The 19,644-nt window shown below is 61.5% G+C and carries 26 protein-coding genes and 2 pseudogenes; 21 read left to right on the top strand and 7 right to left on the bottom strand.

The window, feature by feature from the left end:
• Positions 1–145 precede the first annotated feature (145 nt).
• From NYR58_RS18030 to NYR58_RS17950, 17 genes are all read left to right on the top strand, one after another.
• The gene (locus NYR58_RS18030) at positions 146–754 is read left to right on the top strand and encodes a DsbE family thiol:disulfide interchange protein (RefSeq protein ID WP_261522545.1); all 609 of its coding nucleotides are present in this window, start codon (positions 146–148) and stop codon (positions 752–754) included.
• Positions 751–1,443, top strand: coding sequence for a TlpA family protein disulfide reductase (locus tag NYR58_RS18025; RefSeq protein WP_261522544.1), 693 nt, complete (start codon positions 751–753; stop codon positions 1,441–1,443). The genes NYR58_RS18030 and NYR58_RS18025 overlap by 4 nt, the downstream gene beginning before the upstream one ends.
• A gap of 4 nt (positions 1,444–1,447) precedes the next feature.
• A complete protein-coding gene (locus tag NYR58_RS18020; RefSeq protein ID WP_261522543.1) occupies positions 1,448–2,104 on the top strand; it encodes an SCO family protein in 657 nt (218 codons plus the stop codon).
• 133 nt (positions 2,105–2,237) lie between these two features.
• Positions 2,238–2,699: a hypothetical protein gene (locus NYR58_RS18015; protein WP_261522542.1), complete on the top strand. Its 462-nt coding sequence runs from the start codon at positions 2,238–2,240 to the stop codon at positions 2,697–2,699.
• Positions 2,700–2,713: 14 nt separating this feature from the next.
• Complete coding sequence (locus NYR58_RS18010) at positions 2,714–2,983, top strand: hypothetical protein (protein WP_261522541.1); 270 nt, start codon at positions 2,714–2,716, stop codon at positions 2,981–2,983.
• A gap of 63 nt (positions 2,984–3,046) precedes the next feature.
• The gene (locus tag NYR58_RS18005) at positions 3,047–3,385 is read left to right on the top strand and encodes an SCO family protein (protein ID WP_261522540.1); all 339 of its coding nucleotides are present in this window, start codon (positions 3,047–3,049) and stop codon (positions 3,383–3,385) included.
• Entirely contained in the window at positions 3,382–3,741 is a 360-nt protein-coding gene (locus NYR58_RS18000) for an SCO family protein (protein ID WP_261522539.1), read from the top strand. Before NYR58_RS18005 ends, NYR58_RS18000 begins: the two co-directional genes overlap by 4 nt.
• Before the next feature lie 21 nt (positions 3,742–3,762).
• Complete coding sequence (locus NYR58_RS17995; RefSeq protein WP_261522538.1) at positions 3,763–4,647, top strand: VPS10 domain-containing protein; 885 nt, start codon at positions 3,763–3,765, stop codon at positions 4,645–4,647.
• A gap of 10 nt (positions 4,648–4,657) precedes the next feature.
• Entirely contained in the window at positions 4,658–5,116 is a 459-nt protein-coding gene (locus NYR58_RS17990; RefSeq protein ID WP_261522537.1) for a c-type cytochrome, read from the top strand.
• Positions 5,116–5,544, top strand: a complete 429-nt coding sequence (locus NYR58_RS17985; protein WP_261522536.1) for a DUF411 domain-containing protein — start codon at positions 5,116–5,118, stop codon at positions 5,542–5,544. Before NYR58_RS17990 ends, NYR58_RS17985 begins: the two co-directional genes overlap by 1 nt.
• Before the next feature lie 70 nt (positions 5,545–5,614).
• Positions 5,615–6,238, top strand: a complete 624-nt coding sequence (locus tag NYR58_RS17980) for a cytochrome c oxidase assembly protein (RefSeq protein WP_261522535.1) — start codon at positions 5,615–5,617, stop codon at positions 6,236–6,238.
• The gene (locus NYR58_RS17975; protein WP_261522534.1) at positions 6,235–6,774 is read left to right on the top strand and encodes a hypothetical protein; all 540 of its coding nucleotides are present in this window, start codon (positions 6,235–6,237) and stop codon (positions 6,772–6,774) included. Before NYR58_RS17980 ends, NYR58_RS17975 begins: the two co-directional genes overlap by 4 nt.
• The gene (locus NYR58_RS17970; protein WP_261522533.1) at positions 6,767–7,537 is read left to right on the top strand and encodes a DsbA family protein; all 771 of its coding nucleotides are present in this window, start codon (positions 6,767–6,769) and stop codon (positions 7,535–7,537) included. Before NYR58_RS17975 ends, NYR58_RS17970 begins: the two co-directional genes overlap by 8 nt.
• A 4-nt stretch (positions 7,538–7,541) precedes the next feature.
• Entirely contained in the window at positions 7,542–8,282 is a 741-nt protein-coding gene (locus NYR58_RS17965) for a cytochrome c biogenesis CcdA family protein (RefSeq protein ID WP_261522532.1), read from the top strand.
• A gap of 12 nt (positions 8,283–8,294) precedes the next feature.
• A complete protein-coding gene (locus tag NYR58_RS17960) occupies positions 8,295–8,876 on the top strand; it encodes a hypothetical protein (RefSeq protein WP_261522531.1) in 582 nt (193 codons plus the stop codon).
• Between the two features lie 182 nt (positions 8,877–9,058).
• Positions 9,059–10,363 (top strand): amidase, encoded by a 1,305-nt coding sequence (locus NYR58_RS20675; protein ID WP_261522530.1) that lies wholly within the window; start codon positions 9,059–9,061, stop codon positions 10,361–10,363.
• Between the two features lie 176 nt (positions 10,364–10,539).
• On the top strand, positions 10,540–11,151 hold the full coding sequence (locus NYR58_RS17950) for a class I SAM-dependent methyltransferase (protein ID WP_261522529.1): 612 nt from the start codon (positions 10,540–10,542) through the stop codon (positions 11,149–11,151).
• A 751-nt stretch (positions 11,152–11,902) separates the two neighbouring features.
• On the opposite strand, the gene NYR58_RS17945 is transcribed toward NYR58_RS17950, so the two are convergent.
• Positions 11,903–13,096: an IS91 family transposase gene (locus NYR58_RS17945; protein WP_261522528.1), complete on the bottom strand. Its 1,194-nt coding sequence runs from the start codon at positions 13,094–13,096 to the stop codon at positions 11,903–11,905.
• 12 nt (positions 13,097–13,108) lie between these two features.
• A pseudogene (locus NYR58_RS17940) lies at positions 13,109–13,994 on the bottom strand (tyrosine-type recombinase/integrase).
• Between the two features lie 274 nt (positions 13,995–14,268).
• On the opposite strand from NYR58_RS17940, the gene NYR58_RS17935 reads away from it, so the two are divergent.
• Complete coding sequence (locus tag NYR58_RS17935; protein ID WP_315903349.1) at positions 14,269–14,481, top strand: ferric reductase-like transmembrane domain-containing protein; 213 nt, start codon at positions 14,269–14,271, stop codon at positions 14,479–14,481.
• 109 nt (positions 14,482–14,590) lie between these two features.
• On the opposite strand, the gene NYR58_RS17930 is transcribed toward NYR58_RS17935, so the two are convergent.
• On the bottom strand, positions 14,591–15,361 hold the full coding sequence (locus tag NYR58_RS17930) for a L,D-transpeptidase (protein WP_378074724.1): 771 nt from the start codon (positions 15,359–15,361) through the stop codon (positions 14,591–14,593).
• Positions 15,362–15,514: 153 nt separating this feature from the next.
• A complete protein-coding gene (petA, locus tag NYR58_RS17925; RefSeq protein WP_261522556.1) occupies positions 15,515–15,988 on the bottom strand; it encodes a ubiquinol-cytochrome c reductase iron-sulfur subunit in 474 nt (157 codons plus the stop codon).
• Between the two features lie 692 nt (positions 15,989–16,680).
• Here petA and NYR58_RS17920 point away from each other — a divergent pair.
• From NYR58_RS17920 to NYR58_RS17910, 3 genes are all read left to right on the top strand, one after another.
• Positions 16,681–17,130, top strand: coding sequence for a pseudoazurin (locus NYR58_RS17920; protein WP_261522527.1), 450 nt, complete (start codon positions 16,681–16,683; stop codon positions 17,128–17,130).
• A gap of 37 nt (positions 17,131–17,167) precedes the next feature.
• Positions 17,168–17,671, top strand: coding sequence for a cupredoxin domain-containing protein (locus NYR58_RS17915; RefSeq protein WP_261522526.1), 504 nt, complete (start codon positions 17,168–17,170; stop codon positions 17,669–17,671).
• Between the two features lie 281 nt (positions 17,672–17,952).
• Positions 17,953–18,321: a hypothetical protein gene (locus NYR58_RS17910; protein WP_261522525.1), complete on the top strand. Its 369-nt coding sequence runs from the start codon at positions 17,953–17,955 to the stop codon at positions 18,319–18,321.
• Between the two features lie 186 nt (positions 18,322–18,507).
• On the opposite strand, the gene NYR58_RS17905 is transcribed toward NYR58_RS17910, so the two are convergent.
• From NYR58_RS17905 to NYR58_RS17895, 3 genes and pseudogenes are all read right to left on the bottom strand, one after another.
• Positions 18,508–18,795: a copper-binding protein gene (locus tag NYR58_RS17905; RefSeq protein WP_261522524.1), complete on the bottom strand. Its 288-nt coding sequence runs from the start codon at positions 18,793–18,795 to the stop codon at positions 18,508–18,510.
• Between the two features lie 26 nt (positions 18,796–18,821).
• A complete protein-coding gene (locus NYR58_RS17900) occupies positions 18,822–19,307 on the bottom strand; it encodes a cupredoxin domain-containing protein (RefSeq protein ID WP_261522523.1) in 486 nt (161 codons plus the stop codon).
• Positions 19,308–19,347: 40 nt separating this feature from the next.
• A pseudogene (locus NYR58_RS17895) lies at positions 19,348–19,644 on the bottom strand (hypothetical protein); the annotation flags it as partial.

Below are 19,644 nucleotides of genomic sequence, written 5' to 3'. Positions count from 1 at the left end.
CGCACCGTGCGGTGCGGCTGATCGTTCTTGAGTCCGGGCAAGCACGCCTTCTACGTGCGGCCTATTGGAATCGAGGTTCCTCGCGGGTTTCCCTGCACGAGGACCTCAGACCAAGTCGGTGAGGAAAATGTCCTCGGAACTGCACATGGCTCGCATCGAGGCGAGCAATCCGACGTCTGTTTCAGAAGAAGCGGTCGGGAAGGATGCACCGCCGTCTGTCGGACGCCGCCGCGCGCTCCTGATGTTGCCGGCCGGCACATTTGCGGCGCTGGCGATCGTGCTCGGCTGGGGCTTGAGCCGCAACGCCCAGGTCATACCCTCGGCGTTGATTGGCAAGGAAGTTCCGGAATTCAGCCTTCCCCCGGTTCAGGGGCGCTCTCTCGGACTTTCGAGCGCAGATCTCCGCGGCGAGGTCTCGCTTGTCAATGTCTTTGCCTCCTGGTGCACGGCGTGCCGTGAGGAGCATCCCGTGTTCATGGAGATCAAAAGAAGCGGAGCCGTTCCGATCCACGGCATCAACTACAAGGACCGGCCGCAGGATGCGAAACGCTGGCTCAACACCATGGGTGATCCATATACCCGGACAGGCGGTGACCGTGACGGCCGGGTGTCGATCGACTGGGGCGTCTACGGCGTTCCCGAAACGTTCGTGGTCGATGCCGAAGGCAAGATTGCCTACAAGCACGTCGGTGCCGTCACGCCTTCCGTCTACCGCGAACGGATCGCGCCGCTGATTGCGGAGTTGCGGCAATGAGGACCACCGTGCTCGGCATCCGTTGGCCCGCGGCTCTTCTTTTCGTTGTTGGCGCCGCCGCCTTGGCGGGGGCCGGGCTATACGCGACGTTCTCTGATGCGCCCGTTTCAGAGCCGGCGACAACGGGTCGCGACGCCACGGCTACTGCCCAGGACCAAGGGAATACCGGCTCTTTCGCCTTTCATGACGAGCCGCAATCCGTGCCGGCGCTTTCCTTCGTCGACGGGGACGGAAGCGACATAACGCTCGCAGATTTCCGGGGCAGAACCATTTTGCTCAACATCTGGGCGACGTGGTGTGTCCCCTGCCGGGAGGAGATGCCTTCGCTCGACCGGCTCCAGGCAAAGCTGGGCGGCCCCGATTTCCAGGTCGTTCCTCTGTCGATCGACCGTGGCGGCCTGCCGGCGGTCGAGGCGTTCTATGAAGAGCTCGGCCTGAGCGAACTCGGAATCTATGTCGACGAAAGCGGCCGGGCATCGCGAGAGCTCGGAGCCCTCGGCATCCCCACGACGCTGCTCCTCGACCACGAGGGACGGGAACTCGGGCGTCTGGTCGGCCCCGCCGAGTGGGACAGCCCGGACATGGTCGCCCTTCTGCGGCGCAAGCTGCCGTCAGCGACCGCCGCCACGCAGGCTGACGCGATCTCCGCGGAATCACCGGGAAGCAACGGAGCGAAAGGCTATGAATAGGAGGTTGGTTCAAGGTGTGGTGATCGGCGTTCTCCTCGCGGGCGTGGCTTCCGCGGGGGCCTTTGTCACGGCGTATTTCATGCGCGAACCTGCTCCCGCGCTCTCCATGTCGAACGGTCAGTCGGAATTCGTCGAGCCCGGCTCAGTGCCGATCGGCGGACCGTTCACGCTGGTCGACCACACCGGTCAGGCCGTCACGCAAGCGGACTTCCGGGGCAATTACCTTCTCGTCTTTTTCGGCTTTACCCACTGCCCGGACATTTGCCCGACATCGCTCGCAGAAATCGCCCAAACCATGGACCTCCTCGCGGAAGACGCCGACGCTGTGCGGCCGCTCTTCATCAGTGTCGATCCGGAGCGCGACACGCCGGAGGTGCTGGCCGAGTATGTGACGGCGTTTCACCCGAGGCTCGTGGGCCTGACCGGAACGCCTGAGCAGATCGCTGCGGTCGCCCAGGAATACCGCACCTGGTACGAGAAACAGCCCGTCGAGGGGAGCGACGACTACATGGTCTCCCATCAATCCAACACCTACCTGATGTCGCCTCAAGGCGAATACCTCACCCATTTCTCCTACGGCACTCCACCGAAGGAGATGGCGGAAACCATTCGCAACGCACTCGTCCGCTTTGGCGACCCTTCCGAGGGAGGTGGAGCATGAAATGGTTCGCTCTCTCCTTCGCAGAAATCAAACCCGGCCCTCGGCAGGTTCCCAGCGCGCGCCGGGCGTCGGATGTCGATCCCGAAAGCTGTCATGAAGACCACTTGGAACCGAGAGGAGATTGAGACCAACGATGAGCAACACGGCACAAGAAACCTCACTCAGCGCCGACATATACCGCTACATCCGCTACCAGCTTCGCGGCTGGCGCGGCCTCATTGCGGCGGCTGTCGCTCTTGCGATCCCCGCCCTGTGGTTTAGCTGGCCATGGCTGGTGCTGGCCGGCGTGGCACCGATCCTGATCGCGCTCGCGCCCTGCGCCATCATGTGCGCCTTGGGCCTGTGCACGATGAAGGCCTGTTCTTCCACGGGCGGCACCCAGGCAGGGTCCTGCTCCAAGGCTCAGGCGAACGATCAAGCGCTTCCGACGGTAACGGCCGGCACGGCCGTAGCGGATCAGGCGCTGGAGCCACTGGCAATCGAGGCTCCACGTCAGCCCGTCGGGCAGCCTGTCGAAATCGAGATCGAGGCCAGCCCCATGGAGGCCGGGCAGACCGGTGAAACCGAAACCCAAGAAAGGGAGAAGCTCCAATGAACAGATCGAAAGCCTTGGCGGTCGCGCTCGCAGTAGCGGGCATTGCCGCAATCCCCGTCGCGTTTGCCCAGGACAATGCGGAAACCGGGCAGCCGGCGCAATCCCAGGACATGCAAGAGATGATGCAGGGCATGCAGGGCGACGGCATGGGCATGATGCCGATGATGCGCATGATGTCCCAGATGAACGAGATGATGGGGAACTGCAACAAGATGATGCAGGCCATGATGTCGGACATGGACATGCCATCCGAAGAGGGCGAGCAGCCGACCACCGAGAATTGAGGAAGAAGGCGGGCCGTCGCTCGCGGGCCCGCCTTCACCCTTTGGATTGCAAGGAGAACGTCCATGCCTTTCCGGACGCACGTATTGGCAGCCGCCGCATTGGCCGCACTGGTCCTGGCTCCCGCGCCAGCGTCGGCCCATTCGCTGGAAGACCTGAAACAGGACCTCTACGACAAGGAAAAATACTTCGAGACCAAGGACCAGGCGGCGCCGGGCTTCGCGCTGCAGGACGCTGATGGCAAGCCGGTCAGCCTGAAGGACCTGCGAGGAAAGGTGGTGGTCCTGCACTTCATCTATGCCGGCTGCCCGGACGTGTGTCCGCTGCACGCCGACTTGATCGGCGAGATGCAGGAGATGGTGAACGTTTCACCGATGAAGGATCAGTCGAGTTCGTCACCGTGACCACCGATCCCGAACGCGACACGCCGGAGGTGCTGAAAGGCTATGGTCCCGTCCATGGCCTGGATCCCGCAACAAACTGGCTCTTTCTGACGAGCGGGCCCGATAAGCCCGAGGACACAACCCGCAAGTTCGCCGAACGGTTCGGCCACGGCTTCACCGTGACCGAGGACGGATATCAGGTGCACAGCGTGGTGACCCACATCATCGACCAGAACGGACGGTGGGTGGCCAATTTCCATGGGCTCGGCTTCGAACCGACGAACATGGTCCTGTTCATCAACGGGCTCATCAACGTGAACGTACCGCATCACGAGCCCGAGCCCTCCCTGTGGTCGAAACTTCGCTCGCTCCTGTAGCGACTTCATCTGGAACAGCACATGACGATTGATAACAAAAAATCGAAGGTAAAGGCGGCGCTGGCACGGTTCTGCGTCGTGGCGCTTGTCTCGGTATTGGCGGCGCATAATGCCGCCTACGCGGGTCAGCTGGACGGACAAAGCATGCCGTCCAAAAGCCTGGCTTACGACTCGGGAGCAGGCACGCTCCTGAAACTCGATAACGGCGAACTTTCCCGCAGTGACGACCAGGGGCGAACGTGGACAACGGTCCCGCTGCCGTCGCTGAAAGGGCACGTCACCACCGTCACAGTGGCGGCCAAGGAGGACGGTATCTTCTACGTCGCGGGACCCGAGGCAGGCGTTCTGAGAACGACCGACAACGGAAAGAACTGGGCTGATATCGGAGAGGCGCTGCCGAGCAAGCAGGTAACGGCGCTGGCCGCCCACGCGACAGAACCGGACACGCTTTATGCCTCGGTGGCAGCCGAGGGCATCTATCGCACCCAGGATGACGGCAAGAGCTGGAAATTGATGGACAAGGGCATCGACGGCATCCGGCAGCTGCTCCACACGAACATGGAAGGAAGCATGGAGACGGGCTGGCTCTACGCGGCGACGGCGGACGGCGCGCGCGTTTCCATGGATTGCTTCTGCCTCTGGCGCGACGCTGGCGAACTGTCCGGCCCAGTCCATAGCCTGACCTACGATCCGCGGAAGCCCGAGAATCTCTTCGCCTCCACAAAGGAAGGCGTCTTTGAAAGCACGGATGGAGGGCAGGCGTGGAAAGAGATCGCGCCCCTTCCGAAGGAGGCCCTCGCCCTGGCCGTGTCGGAGACCGGCGGTCTCTATGCTTTGGCGAGCGACGGCGCGCTGTTCGTGAGCGGCGACGGGGCCGAAACGTGGGAACCGGCCGGTGACAGGTAAGACATTCGCCATGAGCCTCCTCCTGACGATTGTGACTGCCAACGCCGCCGCCGAGGCGACGCCCGCCCTCGATCCGGAGGAGGTCGAGAACGGTCGGGCGATCTACGAGCAGTACTGCGCGTCCTGCCATGGAGCCAAGGCGGAAGGCGCGCCCGGCTGGCGCGAACAGAACGAGCTCGGCGAGCTGCCTGCACCGCCCCACGATCCCGAAGGGCACACCTGGCGGCACTCCGATGCCGACCTTTACGCGATGATCAGCAAAGGCTGGCGCGATCCGTTCAACAAGACGGACCGCCTCACGATGCCGCCTTTTGGCGACATCCTTACGCATGAGGAGATCAAGGATGTGATCGCCTATCTGAAATCGCTCTGGACCGAAGAGCAGCGACAGTACCAGCGGGAGGAAAGTCTCGAGGAACCCTTCCCCGCCGAAACCACGAAATCCTCAATGGAAAAGGAACACCAGTAATGCGCTATCTCACTCTCCTCACGGCCGTCATGGGACTGACGGTCTCCATGGCCCATGCAGGCATGCCGACAGAAGGAACCCTGTACAAGAACCCGAACTGCGGATGCTGCGACGCGTACGCCGAGTATCTGGAAGAAAACGGCTTCAAGATCACGCTGCAGAACACGAACGACATGGCGCAGATCAAGAAGATGGCCGATGTGCCGGACGCGTTGGTCGGTTGCCATACGATGCGGATCGGAAACTATGTCGTAGAAGGCCTCGTGCCCGTCGACACGCTCAAGCGGCTTCTGACGGAAGAACCTGACATTCGGGGAATTTCACTGCCGGGTATGCCGACCGGTGCACCGGGTATGCCTGGGCCGAAGCCCGAGCCGTTCAAGATCTACACGATCTCCGCAGAGCCGGAGGTTTATGCGGAGGAATAGCCGCCGGGTTGGCAAACGAACAAGTGTTTTCGGCCGAAACCCGGTTCTGCCGCATACGGACGAGGTGCGCATGCACGAGCAATCGCAAAAGTCAGCCCGCTCCTGGGTCGCCCTGGGAGGAAAGCGCTGGACCGCCATATCTCTTGGCCTTCTCGTGCTTGCGATGGTTGGCTTGAGCTTCGCGGCGGTGCCGCTCTACCGGTGGTTCTGCCAGGTGACCGGCTACGGCGGCACAACACAGGTCGCCGAAGCCCCCGAAACCCGGTCGGAACGTCGCATGATGGTGCGCTTCGACGCCAATGTCGCGTCCGGCATGCCGTGGGTCTTCGAGGCCCCGAAACCGGTCGAACTCGTACTGGGCGAGAGCGGGCTCGTGGCCTACAAGGCGCGCAATACCACCGATCGGCCGATCCTGGGTACCGCGATCTATAACGTCGTGCCGCAACAGACCGGGAGCTACTTCAACAAGGTCGAGTGCTTCTGCTTTACCGAACAACTGTTGATGCCCGGGGAAGAAAAGGAGTTCCCAGTCACGTTCTTTGTCGATCCCGCCATAGAGGAAGATCCGAACCTCGACCGGGTGACCACGATCACGCTCTCCTACACCTTTTTCGACAAGGGACCGGAGGCGCTGAAGGAGTACATGTCGAGGCATGAAGTCAGGGCCGCCGAATTGACGGGGGCTGGCGAATGATCGGCAACGATGCTCGCGAAAGTAAGCGCATTGTTCTGACGGCACATCCGTGGCTTTTGACGATGCGCCGGTATTTCCTGTTCGTAGCCGTCGCCAACCTCGCTTGGGAGGTCCTTCACCTGCCGCTCTACACCCTGTGGGCGGAGGGTACGGCTGGCGACGCAGCCTTTGCCGCCCTCCACTGCACCGGTGGCGACCTTCTGATCGCTCTCTCGTCGTTGATGCTCGCGCTGTTCCTGGCAGGGGATTCGGATTGGCCGCAGCACCGTTATCGCACTGTTGCCGGCTTGGCGATCATATTCGGCTTCGTCTACACGGTATTCAGCGAGTGGCTGAACACCGTCATCCGCGAGAGCTGGGCCTATTCGGAGCTGATGCCGGTCATCCCGGGAATTGAGATCGGCCTATCGCCGCTCGCCCAATGGATTGTCATTCCCCTTCTCGGCTTCTGGTGGGCGCGCCCCATGGCCCGCAATCTCAAGAGCGAACTTTCCGCTGATGCACGCGGCTCCGAACGGAGGCGACGCCATGTCTAAACCGTCCTCCGGCATTGCTGCAACGATCCTCTCCGCCTTCGCGGTCCTCGTGGCCGTGCTTGCATTGCTCGTTGCGACCGGCACGCTCGACGTCGGACGGTCGGTCCCGCGTGATTTCGAAGCACAGGCGCGGCAGTATCTTCTTGATAACCCTGAAGTCGTCGTCGAGGCACTTCAACGGCTGGAGGAACGCCGGCAGCAGGCGGAAGCCAACGAGTTGCAGACGCTGATTGTCGAGCGTCATGACGAGATCTTCAACGACTCAACGGCGCCGGTGGCCGGCAATCCGGACGGGGACGTCGTTCTCGTCGAGTTCTTCGACTACAATTGTCCCTACTGCCGGAAGGCGACCTCCGATATCCGGCAGGCCATTGAAGACGATCCCAATCTGAAACTCGTCTTCAAGGAATGGCCGATCCTCGGTCCCGGTTCGGAATTTGCCGCGCGGGCAGCGCTTGCTTCCCTGAAGCAGGGCAAATACGACGCTTTTCATCATGCCCTGATGGGCTTTCCCGGTCGGATCGGCGAAAATTCCACTTTGACCATCGCAGGCGATGTCGGCCTCGACGTCGAGCAGCTCAAGCGGGACATGCAGGATCCCGCGATTGCGGCGGCGATCGAACGCAATCGCGCACTTGCCGACGATCTGCGCATCACCGGCACCCCGACCTTCGTCGTCGGCGATGAAATCATTCGCGGGCTGGTCGATCTCGCAACGCTCAAACGCTTCATCGCCGATGCGCGCCAGAATCCCGAGGGTTGAGCCCGTGTTTGAGATCTCCAACATCGGCATTCTTACAGCGCTCGCGGCGGGCGCGATTTCCTTCCTCTCGCCTTGCGTGCTTCCTCTGGTTCCAGGCTACATCTCCTATGTCGCCGGCAATGCCGCCGTCGCGGGCGCGCCTTCCAGGTCCATCGGCAGCCGCCTTTCGACGCTGCTTCTCAGCACCTGGTTCGTCCTCGGCTTCTCGACCGTCTTTGTTGCGCTCGGAGCGAGTGCGACGGCAATCAGCCGCCTTCTTCTCGCCTACCGCTACGAAACGAATATCGTCGGCGGCGCCATCATCATCGTTTTCGGGCTGTTCATGACCGGCCTGGTGCGGCTGCCGTGGCTGCAGCAGGAGTTCCGCTTGCACGGCAGGCTTGCCGGCGGACGACCGATCGGTGCGTTCATGCTCGGCCTCGCCTTCGGCTTCGGCTGGACACCGTGCATCGGACCCGTGCTTGGCGCCATCCTGACCGTCAGTGCGCTGTCCTCGACGGCCTCGAGCGGCATTGCGCTTCTCAGCATCTATTCGGTCGGCCTCGGTGTACCCTTCCTGCTGTCGGCTCTCTTCACCGAAAGCCTCGCCAAGCGGCTGAAAGGCATGAAGCGCACTGGACGCCTCCTGCAGATCGCAGCCGGCGCGATCATGATCGCGATGGGTGTGGCGATGATGACCGGCACCATGACGACCTTCTCATTCTGGCTGCTCGAGCAGTTCCCCATTCTTTCGAAGATCGGTTGAGGAGACCTGGCGATGACTCGCACATTCCGACCACGCCGGATGATCATCGAAGCCCTGGCTGTCGTGATCCTTGGGCTTGGAGCTGTCATGCCGGCGCGAGAGGGCCTTGCAGCCCCGGAAGCCGGCGATGACGCGCTCAAAGCGCACTTTGCCTATCTGAGTGAAAACGGCAATAGCAACTGTTCGCGGCAGTTCATGGAATCCATCGCGACGATGCCGGTAACGGCGCGGCTGCAAGGTTCATGCTGCAGTCCGATGGACGAGCACCGCTACATCGAACAGGTCAAGGGGCTCAGGAAATACAATGACATCGCCTTGATCCCGCCCGACCCCTACGACATCCCGGGCGGTCTCGCGCAACAACTTCTGCCCCGCTACGCGGACACGCTCGCGCCTCATGAGCAGGCCGCCTACGGCTTCGCGATGGAGAATTCCGACGAAAAGGGGCCCTGCTGCTGCCAATGCTGGCGCTGGCACGTCTACGGCGGCCTGGCGAAGTATCTCATCCGGGAGCACGGTTTCACCGGCGAGCAGGTAGCCGAGGTCTGGGATCTTTCGGACGGCTGCGGCGGAAGCGGCGACCACTCCCATTAGGCAAGATTGACTGAGGCCGAACATACGTCCGCAGAACTGGTTGGACGCAGAGCTCAAACCCATGGGGTCCGACATGGAACTGACATCAGCAACGGCATACACCATCGCAAACGCTATTCGCCGCAAGGAAATATCCTCCAGGGAGGTGGTGACCACCTGCCTCGAACAGATCGAGGCAACGAATGACGCTATCAATGCCGTCGTCCAGCGCGCACCGGATGCGCTCCACGGCACGAGCGGCGGACGAAGCGCTCACCCGCGGCGGCGGGATGGGACCGCTCCATGGCGTGCCCTTCACGGTAAAGGACAACATAGACGTCGCTGGGCTCGCCAGCACCATGGGAACGACCGGCCGCGCCGCCTTCGTGCCGCCGCAGGACGCAACCGTAATCCGCCGGCTGCGCGCGGCCGGAACGATCGTGCTCGGCAAGACCAACATGCCGGAACTGGGACTCGCACCGGAGACCGACAACCTTGTGTGGCCGAACGAACAATCCCTACGACTTGGAGCGGACTCCAGGCGGCAGCAGCGGAGGCGAAGCTGCCGTGCTCGCCGTCGGCGGCTCGCCCTTCGGCATCGGCAACGATTCCGGCGGCAGCCTGCGCATTCCGGCGCATTGCTGCGGCATCGCAGCGCTGAAGCCGACGACCGGGCGCGTGCCGAAGACCTCCGGCGATCCTGCTATGCCTATGTTTGGCAGCATGGCCCGATGGCGCGCCACGTCGACGACCTCGCCCTGGCATTCTCGGTGATTAGCGGACCCGATGGAGTGGATCCGTCGGTTGCCCCGGTGGCAATGGCCGACCCTGATGAGGTCGAGCTTGGGAGCCTACGCATCGCGTTTTATACCGACGACGGGACCATGCCCTCCAATGCTGACGTTGCCAAGACGGTGCATGGAGCCGCTCAAACCTGCAAGGACGAAGGTATGCTTGTCGAAGAGGCGCGTCCACCCGGTCTCGATCGCGTCTACGACCTCTTCTTCGGCCTCTACGGTGCGGATGGCGGCGCCATGATCCGCGGCTTTGCGCAGACGCTTGGAACGACCGAGCTGCACCCGCTGGCCGAGCGTTTCCTGGATTTGGCCGCGCCCTACGAGACGTCAAGCGCCGGTCTCCTTGCCAGGATCTTCGAACTCGACGCCTTTCGCGTTGCGATGCATGCCTTCATGGCAAAGTACGACGCGCTGATCTGCCCGGTTGCCGCCTTTCCGGCGCCGCGACATGGCGAGGCGCTCCAACCGGACGTGGTCCGCGGCTTCGTATATGCCACCGCCTTCAACCTCACCGGCTGGCCCGTCGCTACCGTGCGCGCAGGCACCTCGGCAGACGGGCTGCCGATCAGGGTGCCGGTCGCCGCACGGCCATGGCAGGAGCACGTTGCGCTCGCCCTCGGCCGACACATCGAAGCTGCGTGCGGCGATTGGCAGCCGCCAACGATCGCAGCGAATTCGAAGGAGCCTGGCACGGCCAGCGCCGACCGTTAGCGGGAGTCCAGCGATGGGCATGGACGGCGTGGGCTGGATGATGTGGGGCTCGGGGCTGCTCTGGCTGCTCCTCATCGTCCTTGTCATCCTCGCCATAGCCGCCCTGATCAGGTATCTGAGGCGTTAGGCCGGCTGCCGGCGATGGAGCCGGGAAGAACGGCGATGGAGCGGGACATATGGGCTTCTATGAGGAACGCATCCTGCCGCATCTGGTGCATCTTTCGATGCGCAACCGCTATCTCGTGCCCTATCGTCAGCGCGTGGTGTCGTCCGCAGAAGGCCGCGTGCTGGAGGTCGGCATCGGCTCCGGCCTGAATCTGCCCGTCTACGGCCCGCAGGTAAGCGAAGTTCTCGGGATCGAACCCTCGCCGCGACTTATCGGAATGGCCCAGCGCGTTGCGGGCAGTTCCGTCGCGCCCGTCAGCTTCATCGAGGGTTCGGCCGAGAAAATCCCCCTGGACAAGGCGAGTGTCGATACCGTCGTGACGACGTGGACGCTCTGCACGATTCCTCAGGCGGTTCAGGCACTCGAAGAGATGCGCCGGGTGCTGAAGCCCGGCGGGCAGCTTCTCTTCGTGGAACACGGCCTGGCGCCCGAAGAAGGTGTGCGGCGATGGCAGAACCGCCTGACGCCGCTCTGGACCCGAATCGGCGGCGGTTGCCATCTCAACCGGCCGATCCGCAGTCTCATCGAAACCGCCGGCTTCGACATCACGAGCATCGAAACGGAATATGCGCGCGGCCCGAGGCCCATGGCCTTCTTCTACGAAGGCCGCGCCCGGCCGTAGATACCAATTCAGCCGTGCCGCAGACGTCTCATTTTTTCAGCGCGCCTTCGGCAGAGATGTAGACATACTCGGCACCCGAGCCGAAGCCGCACCACAGCGCGACCCACTCAGACGGCGAGCGCCGCCTCTCCGTGTAGTCTGTGCCCTTCAGATAGTGATGGGCCACTAGTTGCGTTGGGATTTGAGCCTAACGGCAAGTTGATCATCCAATTTAGCGTGTTTGCGACTTCCTCAGTGTCTTATAGAGCGACTTCTGTGATGTTGCCGATCCCCGCCCGCTGATCGAACGACCGCTTTCAGGCGAAGACTAACCCGGTGCGAACGTCTGAGAGGGGCGCGTTGCCGTCGAGCGAGGCCGCTACCTTAACGGCCGCGATCCCAGCTTAGCCACCCAGAAGCCGTCATGCACATTGCCCTGAAGGTTTTTCGATGCGGGCCGCAGCGCGACGTTGGTCGCTGGCGTTGGCGGCCCGCGTTGACAAACCTTGGAAGGAGGAAGCCGCGGGGGTGGGCGGGACCTATGGCGAAAGCGCGCGGGTGCGGACGTCTGTTGTGGAGTTCGACGCTGGCGGCAGAAGCAAACGGGCCGATCTGAGGGCGTGCGATGACCTGATCGGAAGCAGGTCTGACGGTCTCCTTCCTGTCGTGTTCGATGGTCTTGCGGTGTTCAGCGTTATGTGGCGCAAACCGATGCCATCCCGGAGCGCCGTGTCTTTCCGGGTCAGCTTTGGCCGCTGTGACGGGCGGCTCGTCATGCTGCCTGCTCCCTTGGTGGGGCACGGGATCTCGGCTTCTGGCCGCGTCGGAAGATCTCGATGATGCGCATCGGACCGCCGCAGGCTGGGCATGGCTCGCGCAGGGTGAGCGGTACGATCTCGGCACTTGGCGGATCATCCTGTTTGGCCGTTTCCGTAGTGAGCACTGCGCGGATTTTTGCGATTGCGGCCTTGCGGCCTGCGCTGGCCAGAAATCCGTAATGACGGATGCGGTGAAAACCATCGGGCAGCACATGGATCAGGAAGCGGCGGATGAACTCGCCGGTGGCCAGCCGCATGACCTTTTGACGGTCTCGATTCTTGATCCGGTAATCCTTCCAGCGGAAGGTGACCGTCTCGGCATCGGCGCTGATCAGGCGGTTGTTGGAGATGGCCACGCGATGCGTGTAGCGGCTGAGATAGGCCAGCACGGCCTCCGGCCCGCCGAAGGGAGGCTTGGCGTAGACCACCCATTCGGATGTGCGGAAGGGGGCAAGCCAGGCGGCGAAGGTGTCGGCTTCAGCCAGCCCGGCCAGATCACCGAAGAAGACCAGATTGCGTGCGCTATGCAGCGCCAGCAGCCCTTCGATGAACAACCGTCGAAACAGCCGCGACAGGACCCGCACGGGCAGAAAGAACCCCGGACGGCAGGCGATCCAGCGCGTGCCATCCGGCGACAGGCCGCCGCCGGGTACGATGATGTGGACATGCGGGTGATGGGTCAGTGCCGAGCCCCAGGTGTGCAGCACGCTGGTCATGCCGATGCGGGCACCGAGGTGACGCGGATCGGCGGCGATGGTGGTCAGCGTCTCGGCCGACGCCCGGAACAGCAGCCCATAGACCGCCTCCTTGTTCCAATAGGCGATCTGCGCGATCTGTGCCGGCAGAGTGAAGACGACATGGAAATATTCCACCGGCAGCAGATCGTCGATCCGCGCCGCCATCCAGTCGCGCGCGGCGGGTCCCTGACACTTCGGACAGTGCCGATTCTTGCAGGAATTGTAGGCGATATGCTGGTGGCCGCATTTGGCGCAGGCCGCCACATGCCCGCCAAGTACCTCCGTCCGGCAGGCCTCGATCGCCGACATGACCTTGAGCTGGCTCAGGCTGACATGCCCCGCATTGGCCTGCCGCCACGCGGGCCCATGGGCACGGAAGATGTCAGCGATCTCCAGCTTCGGCCGGGCCACCCCGGCGGCGTGTCATTCCAGCCGACGCATAAGGGTCTGATCCTCCAACTGCTTCAGGTGCTCGAAGGGGCTGATGGTGTCGCGGATCATCTTCGTGGCGACATGGGCATATCGGGCCGTCGTGCTCAGCTTGGCGTGGCCGAGCAGAACCTGGATCACCCGTACATCCGTGTTGGCCTCCAGAAGGTGCGTGGCGAATGAGTGGCGCAAGGTGTGCAGCGTGGCGGGCTTGGCGATCCCCGCCTTGCTTGGCCGAGGTGAAGGCTCGATTGAGCTGACGCGGCGACAGCGGATTGATCTTCGGCTGGCCCGGAAACAACCATCCCCGCGGCCGCGATTCCCGCCAGTACTCGCGCAATAAAGCCAACAAGGCCGGCGAGAGCATGGCCTTGCGATCCTTGCCGCCCTTGCCTTCTTCGACGTGGATCAACATGCGCTCGCTGTCGATATCGATGACCTTGAGGTGGCAAACCTCTGAGGCCCGCAATCCCGCGCCATAACTGATGCCGAGCGCAGCGCGATACTTCAGACCCGGCCCGGGAACCGCAGCCATAAGCGCGGCGATCTCTTCGACGCTCAAGACAACGGGTAGGTTGCGCGGTTTGCGCTGAAACTGCATATGCCGCTTCATCTCTTCGCGACCGCAGGTGATGCCGAAGAAAAACCGCAGCGCGACAATCCGAGAATTGAACATCCAGGGTGACACCCCGGCATTCGTCATGTGCAGCTGATAGGCGCGCAAATCGTCGGGTGTAGCGAGGTCCGGAGATCGCCTCAAAAACCCAGCGAAATCCTTGATGGCCCGAATATGGGCCTCCTGAGCCTTGTCGCCCATTCCACGGATACGCATGTCTTCGATCATGCGCGCGCGCAGTGGGGTGGTCCTCTCCTCCTTCATAGGAACCTCCTGTCTGATGATTGAGAAGACCCCAATCGTCAGACAGGACTACCCGTCCTCAAATGCACTGCGCTCAGATCACGGCAAAACGCTCATCACAGGCGCCATTGCCGCGCGAGCGGCTTAGTCCAACCACCCAATTGCGGACTCCCTCACCTATCCAGTGATGGAGGAAATCGACGCCCCGGATCCGTGCTCATGATAGATACGTTCGCATCCTACTATGCCCTTCTGCATTTCGCGACATAGAATGCTGATCGTCTAACGGCTCTACCTGCAGGCGATCGCGGCCGACATCGTCAAGCGCCCCTACACCACCTTCGGCATGCTGGCCCTTGCCATCCTGGAACCGCTTGCCGCCACATCGAAGGACATCATGATGCGGCGTATGAGAAGCGCCTGGACCAAGCTTCACCGCTGGGTCTATTTGGCAGCCGCAGCGGCGGCCGTGCACTATCTGCTGGTGGTGAAATCCTGGCCCACATAGCCGCTCGTCTATTTCGCGATCGTCACCGTCCTTCTTGTCTATCGGCTCGGAAAGCACTTGCGCCGCCGCAGGTGGCCTGCCGTGGCGTGAAGCAAGCTAAAGAAGACGCTCAACCCAACAGATCTGGCGTGGTCGAGCCGAGGCTGGTTACCAGGATCGGCGTGCCGTTGGGGACACGCTCATAGAGATCGATCACATCCTGATTGAACATGCGGACGCAGCCCGATGACACGGACTTGCCGATTGTCCACCATTCCGGCGAACCGTGAATGCGGTAGAGGGTATCCTTGCCATTCTGAAAGATATAGAGCGCGCGCGCGCCGAGCGGATTGGTGAGGCCCGGTTCCATGCCGCCATTGGCGATACTGTAGGGCTCAAGCTCGGGCTGTCGGGCAACCATTTCGTCGGGCGGGGTCCAGCGCGGCCAGGCGCGCTTGTATTGGATGACACCGCGACCGGCCCATTCAAAGCCCGCGCGGCCGAGACCAACGCCGTAGCGCATCGCATTGCCGTTCTCGCGGATAAGATAGAGAAAGTGATGGGCGGTATCGACGACCACCGTCCCCGGCCGCTCGCCGGTAGGATCATCAACCAGCTGCCTGAAGTAAATCGGGTCGATGCGTTCGACCGGAATAGCGGGAAGCGGAAATCTTTCGTTGGGGCGCGCCGCATACATTGACGCGTAGTATGATAAGTCGGGTGCCGTTCCGGGACCAAAACCGCCCTCCGTGGATATTGCCGAGACCGACTCCTGGACGAATGAATGGGGCACTTGATTGGTCGCGCAGCCAGCCAGTCCGAGCAGAGCGGTACTACCGCTAAGGCGAAGAAATCTCCTGCGGTCAAGGAGAATCGCTCGTTGGAACGCATTCATGGTCATTCTCCGTCCCGTTTTCATTTTTATCTCAGAGTTCATATTGTCATTCTGCAAATTGGGCGGAAATTCGTTCCGTCGCTTCATGATTTCGAACTCTAGATGCGGCTTATCTCACGAAGATTTTATATAGTTGTGATCTTCGCCTGCATTAATTCTTCAGCCGTTCTGGTGCGTCAGCCAATCCGTACCCCGAGGTTGTCTTGGAAATCGTATGGCGCTGTCATAGATCGAACCGTGGCACGAACAGAACCAGCTGCCGAAAGGACCGCGCGGATCGCCGTCGCTCTGGTCAAGCGGAATGCAACCGAGATGTGTACAGACACCGACGACAACAAGCCATTCGGGCAGGTGAACCCGCGTGCTGTCGAGGGCCGGCTCGATCAGATCCGGCTTAGCGTCGTCGGCGCGCGCCTGTACGATGAGAGCCTCTGTGCGGTGGACGATCAAGACGGGCCTTCCTCGCCATTTGACGATAACGCGCCGGCCAGGTTTGGTCGGGGTGAGATCTAGATCGATCGTTGCGACGGCGCTGATATCAGCAGATGGCTGCATGCTGTCGATGAAGGGCCACAGCGTTGTCGCGGTGCCGACTGTAGATATCTCCTGGAAGGATCGAGGCACGGCTAGAATGCACCGCCGCTGAGGGCGAGTGTCATGCGGCGGAGCTATGCGACATCGCGTGGGTCGCGGTTACCGATAAGCGCGACGGTATCTCTCTACCTCTCCCGATTCATCCCAACCCTGTAGCCGCGACGCTCTCGCTGCCTACTGGCTTTCCTGAACCGGAGGGACCATGAGAAAATGCGAGCCCGGGGAAACAACAAGCCTCGAGTTTGCACATTCTTATCACATTCGTGCTGTCTGGTAGCGAGACGAACCATGATGAAATGACCAAGGAATTGCGCTCCTTTAAGCATGCGGCAGATTCTCCTCACGTTCATGATTGTCCTGGGACTGATCGCAACCCAGATGTCCGCCATCGCACATGGGCATATGGGTGGGGCAGTCGCGATTGCGCAAACACAGGGTGACGCCCATGGCCATTCGCGAGGGCAAAGCACTGGTCATTGCCCGGCGAAAATTTCCTGTGCGCACGCGCTGCTGGCTCTAAAGCCAGTTCCGGATTCCGCGCAGACGACTAACGCGGGGGGATTTGAACTTTCGCTTGCTGAGCACGAACTACGACGATTCTTACTAGGAATCGACCCGCCGGTGCCGCGAGACTGATCCACATATTCCTTTAGAAGCGGCCGTTCCGTGCGTCCAAAACGCAGCTGTCGAGCGGTCGATATTCAACCGAACATATGAATTTGGAGAATGGAATGCGCGCAAAACACATGCGAGTAGCCTTGTTGTGCGCCGCCGCCACGGCTGGGGCTGGTGTTGCTTCGGCATCGGCGGAAACGGCGACTATCGAAATGCTGAACAAAAAGGGCGATGAGCGGTTCGTCTATTCCGCGCCATTGGTTCGGGTCGAACCCGGCGATACGTTGAGGATCGCCGCCACAGACAAAGGGCACAATGCGGTCTCGATAGACGGCATGCTTCCCGCTGGGGCCGAGCCGATCAATGTCCCGTTCAACAAGGATGGCGAGATCACCCTGACCGAGCCGGGTGTCTACGGCATCAAATGCACACCGCATGTTGGCCTGGGCATGGTCGCTCTTGTCGTGGTCGGCGATCCAGCCAATCTCGACGCGGCCGCGGACGCCGCAGACAAGCTCCCTCCCAAAGCAAAGAAACGCATGTCAGAGCTGTTCTCTCAGCTTTGACCGTCATCCACTCGTCAAACTCAGGATAAAGATTGTCATGATGAAAATTTCCACTCACAACCTCCCCATTGCCGCCGCTTTCGGTGCTTCGCTTCTCGTCCAGGCATCCGTCGCTTGGGCCGATGCAGGCCATGGCACCGTGAGCTTCGGCAAACCGGGCAGTGCCGCTGAAGTCGACCGTACCATCGAGTTGACCGCGGACGGGATGAGCTACGGGATCGACAGCCTGCAAGTACGCGCTGGCGAGACCATTCGTTTCGTGATCGAGAATGGTGGCGAGCTCAATCACGACTTCACGATCGGCGATCAGGCCACGCAGGCGGAACATCGCGCCAAAATGAAGGAGATGATGGCGTCGTCGTCCCGCATGATGGATCATGACGACGCCAACGCCGTGTTCCTCAAGCCAGGTGAGACGGGAGAACTGATTTGGACCTTCTCCAAGACCGGGCGATTTGAATTTGCCTGCAATGTCCCCGGCCATTATGAAGCCGGCATGCACGGACCGATCACCGTAGCAGAAGCAGACGTCGACACGTAAGATGACATAGAACGGCTCAACCCCGGTCGGACTGACAGAACGGGGTTGAGCTTTGTTGCGACCCACGTCGTCCTACTCGTCGGTCCTAGGACGGCCTGCCTACGGTCTCGGCGTTGACCGAAAGATGCCAGCCGGTGGTGCTGTCTTCCCCGCCAGTTGCTCACATTAAGGTTCTGTCTGGACCTCTCCGCCGAGGGAAGGGTGAACACTCTTGATCCGAAACCCGCATTTTTCGCCGCCAAATGTGCTATGATGTCCCCTGCAGATCCAGGGAGGAGACAATGTATGTGCAATCTCTTCTGGCAGGAGCTCTGATCACAACGACCGCCGCAGCAGCGGAACCTGTGGTGTTTCATACAGCCTATTTCCCGGATGCAACGGCGGTGAGCCTCAGTGTGGCCGACAAAGCACTGTCGGCAGACGGTCGCTACGACTTTGATGTGATGATCAAGTTGACCGAGTTGGATGCAGCGGGTGCCATTGTCTATGAGGATTCTGTGAGTCACGGCGCGCGCGTAAGATGCAGCGCCCCGGCCAAGGTCCTTGTCGGAGGACTCGACTATGCGGTCGGGGCAGATTCGGTCTCCCCGGACTTAGCCAGTTGGAAGGAAGACCTCTGGCGGACGGTCTGCGGGGCGCCCGTGTCCTGACGGAATTGTCCAAGCGGCTTATCATACCCAGTAGAAGCGACGGAAGTGAGCTGCCGCCTGCTAAGCGGCCGGGAGACTCGCGAGCACCGAGACGAGGAGCAGGTCGTATTTACTTCCGAGGGACGAGTGACAACGGGACAAGCCGCTGCGGGCGGATCTCCAACGCCGGCCCACAGCGGCCACAGTTTACGGTTGAATTTCGGTGACTGTCAGGCGCCCGTTGACGCGCTCGGCAACGAACTCAACTGGTTGGCCCACCTTGACTTTGTCGAGCATCGTATCGTCGGCGACAACGAACACCATGGTCATTGCCGGCATATCGAGGTTCTTCAGTTCTTCATGTTTGATGGTGAGCTTTTTTTGTGCCGTATCGATCTTCTTGATTTCACCCTTGGTATATTCGGCAGCGAGGGCTATCCCGGCGAGGGTGCCCGTCAGCGCGAGAGCTGCAATCAGCCTTGCAATGAGTTTCATGGTATTTTCTCCTGTTCAGATGGCTACTAGTTGGTGACGATGATGTCGCCCTTCATTCCGGACTCGTAGTGCCCCGGAATGAGGCAGGCGAACTCGAACTCGCCGGCCCTGGAGAAGGTCCAGACGATTTTCCCCTTTGCGCCGGCACCCAGGCGTACTGCATTCGGGTCGTCGTGTTCCATCTCGGGGAACTTCTCCATCAGGGCCTTGTGCTCCAAGATGCTCTCATGGACGTCCATGACGAACTCGTGCTCCAGTTCGCCCTCATTGACGAATGTCAGACGGACGGTCTCGCCCTCCTCGATCTTCAGTGAGGCGGGTTCGAAGACCATCGCGCCGTCGTCGTTCTCCTTCATGGTGATGGTCACGGACCGCCCCGCCGCGGCGGCATCGCCCGGCTCGCCGATCGCCATCATGTCGGCTTCGCCGTGGCCGCCGGCATGATTGCCGCCGGCATATGCGATGCTTGTGAGTGCCGCCATCGAAGCGACGGCCATGATCAGTTGTTTCATGTCGTTCCATTCCTTGATTTTGCTGATTGGGAGGGTGGATTCATCCCTGCTTGCCGTGACCGCCGTGGGGACTTGCCGGAGTCATCGTTTTTGCGTCGCCGGACTTGACCGGGGCGGGAACGTTCCCGGTCCATTCATAGGCGACGGTTCCCTCCGGGTGCTCGTACCAACCCGGATCGGAATAGTCGGTCGCTGAAAGCCCCTCGCGTACCTTCACGACCGAGAACATCGAACCCATCTCGATGGCGCCGAACTGCCCCTGATCGGCCCCCACGGACGGGTCCAATTTGATTGTTAGTGCAATGATGGTCGTGGCGCCAGCGCGGGCGGCATCGCT

Source organism: Chelativorans intermedius, assembly GCF_025398255.1.
GTDB classification, from domain to species: Bacteria; Pseudomonadota; Alphaproteobacteria; order Rhizobiales; family Rhizobiaceae; genus Chelativorans; species Chelativorans intermedius.
Note: the sequence above shows the minus strand (reverse complement) of the source record. Positions and strands in the feature narration are given on the sequence as shown.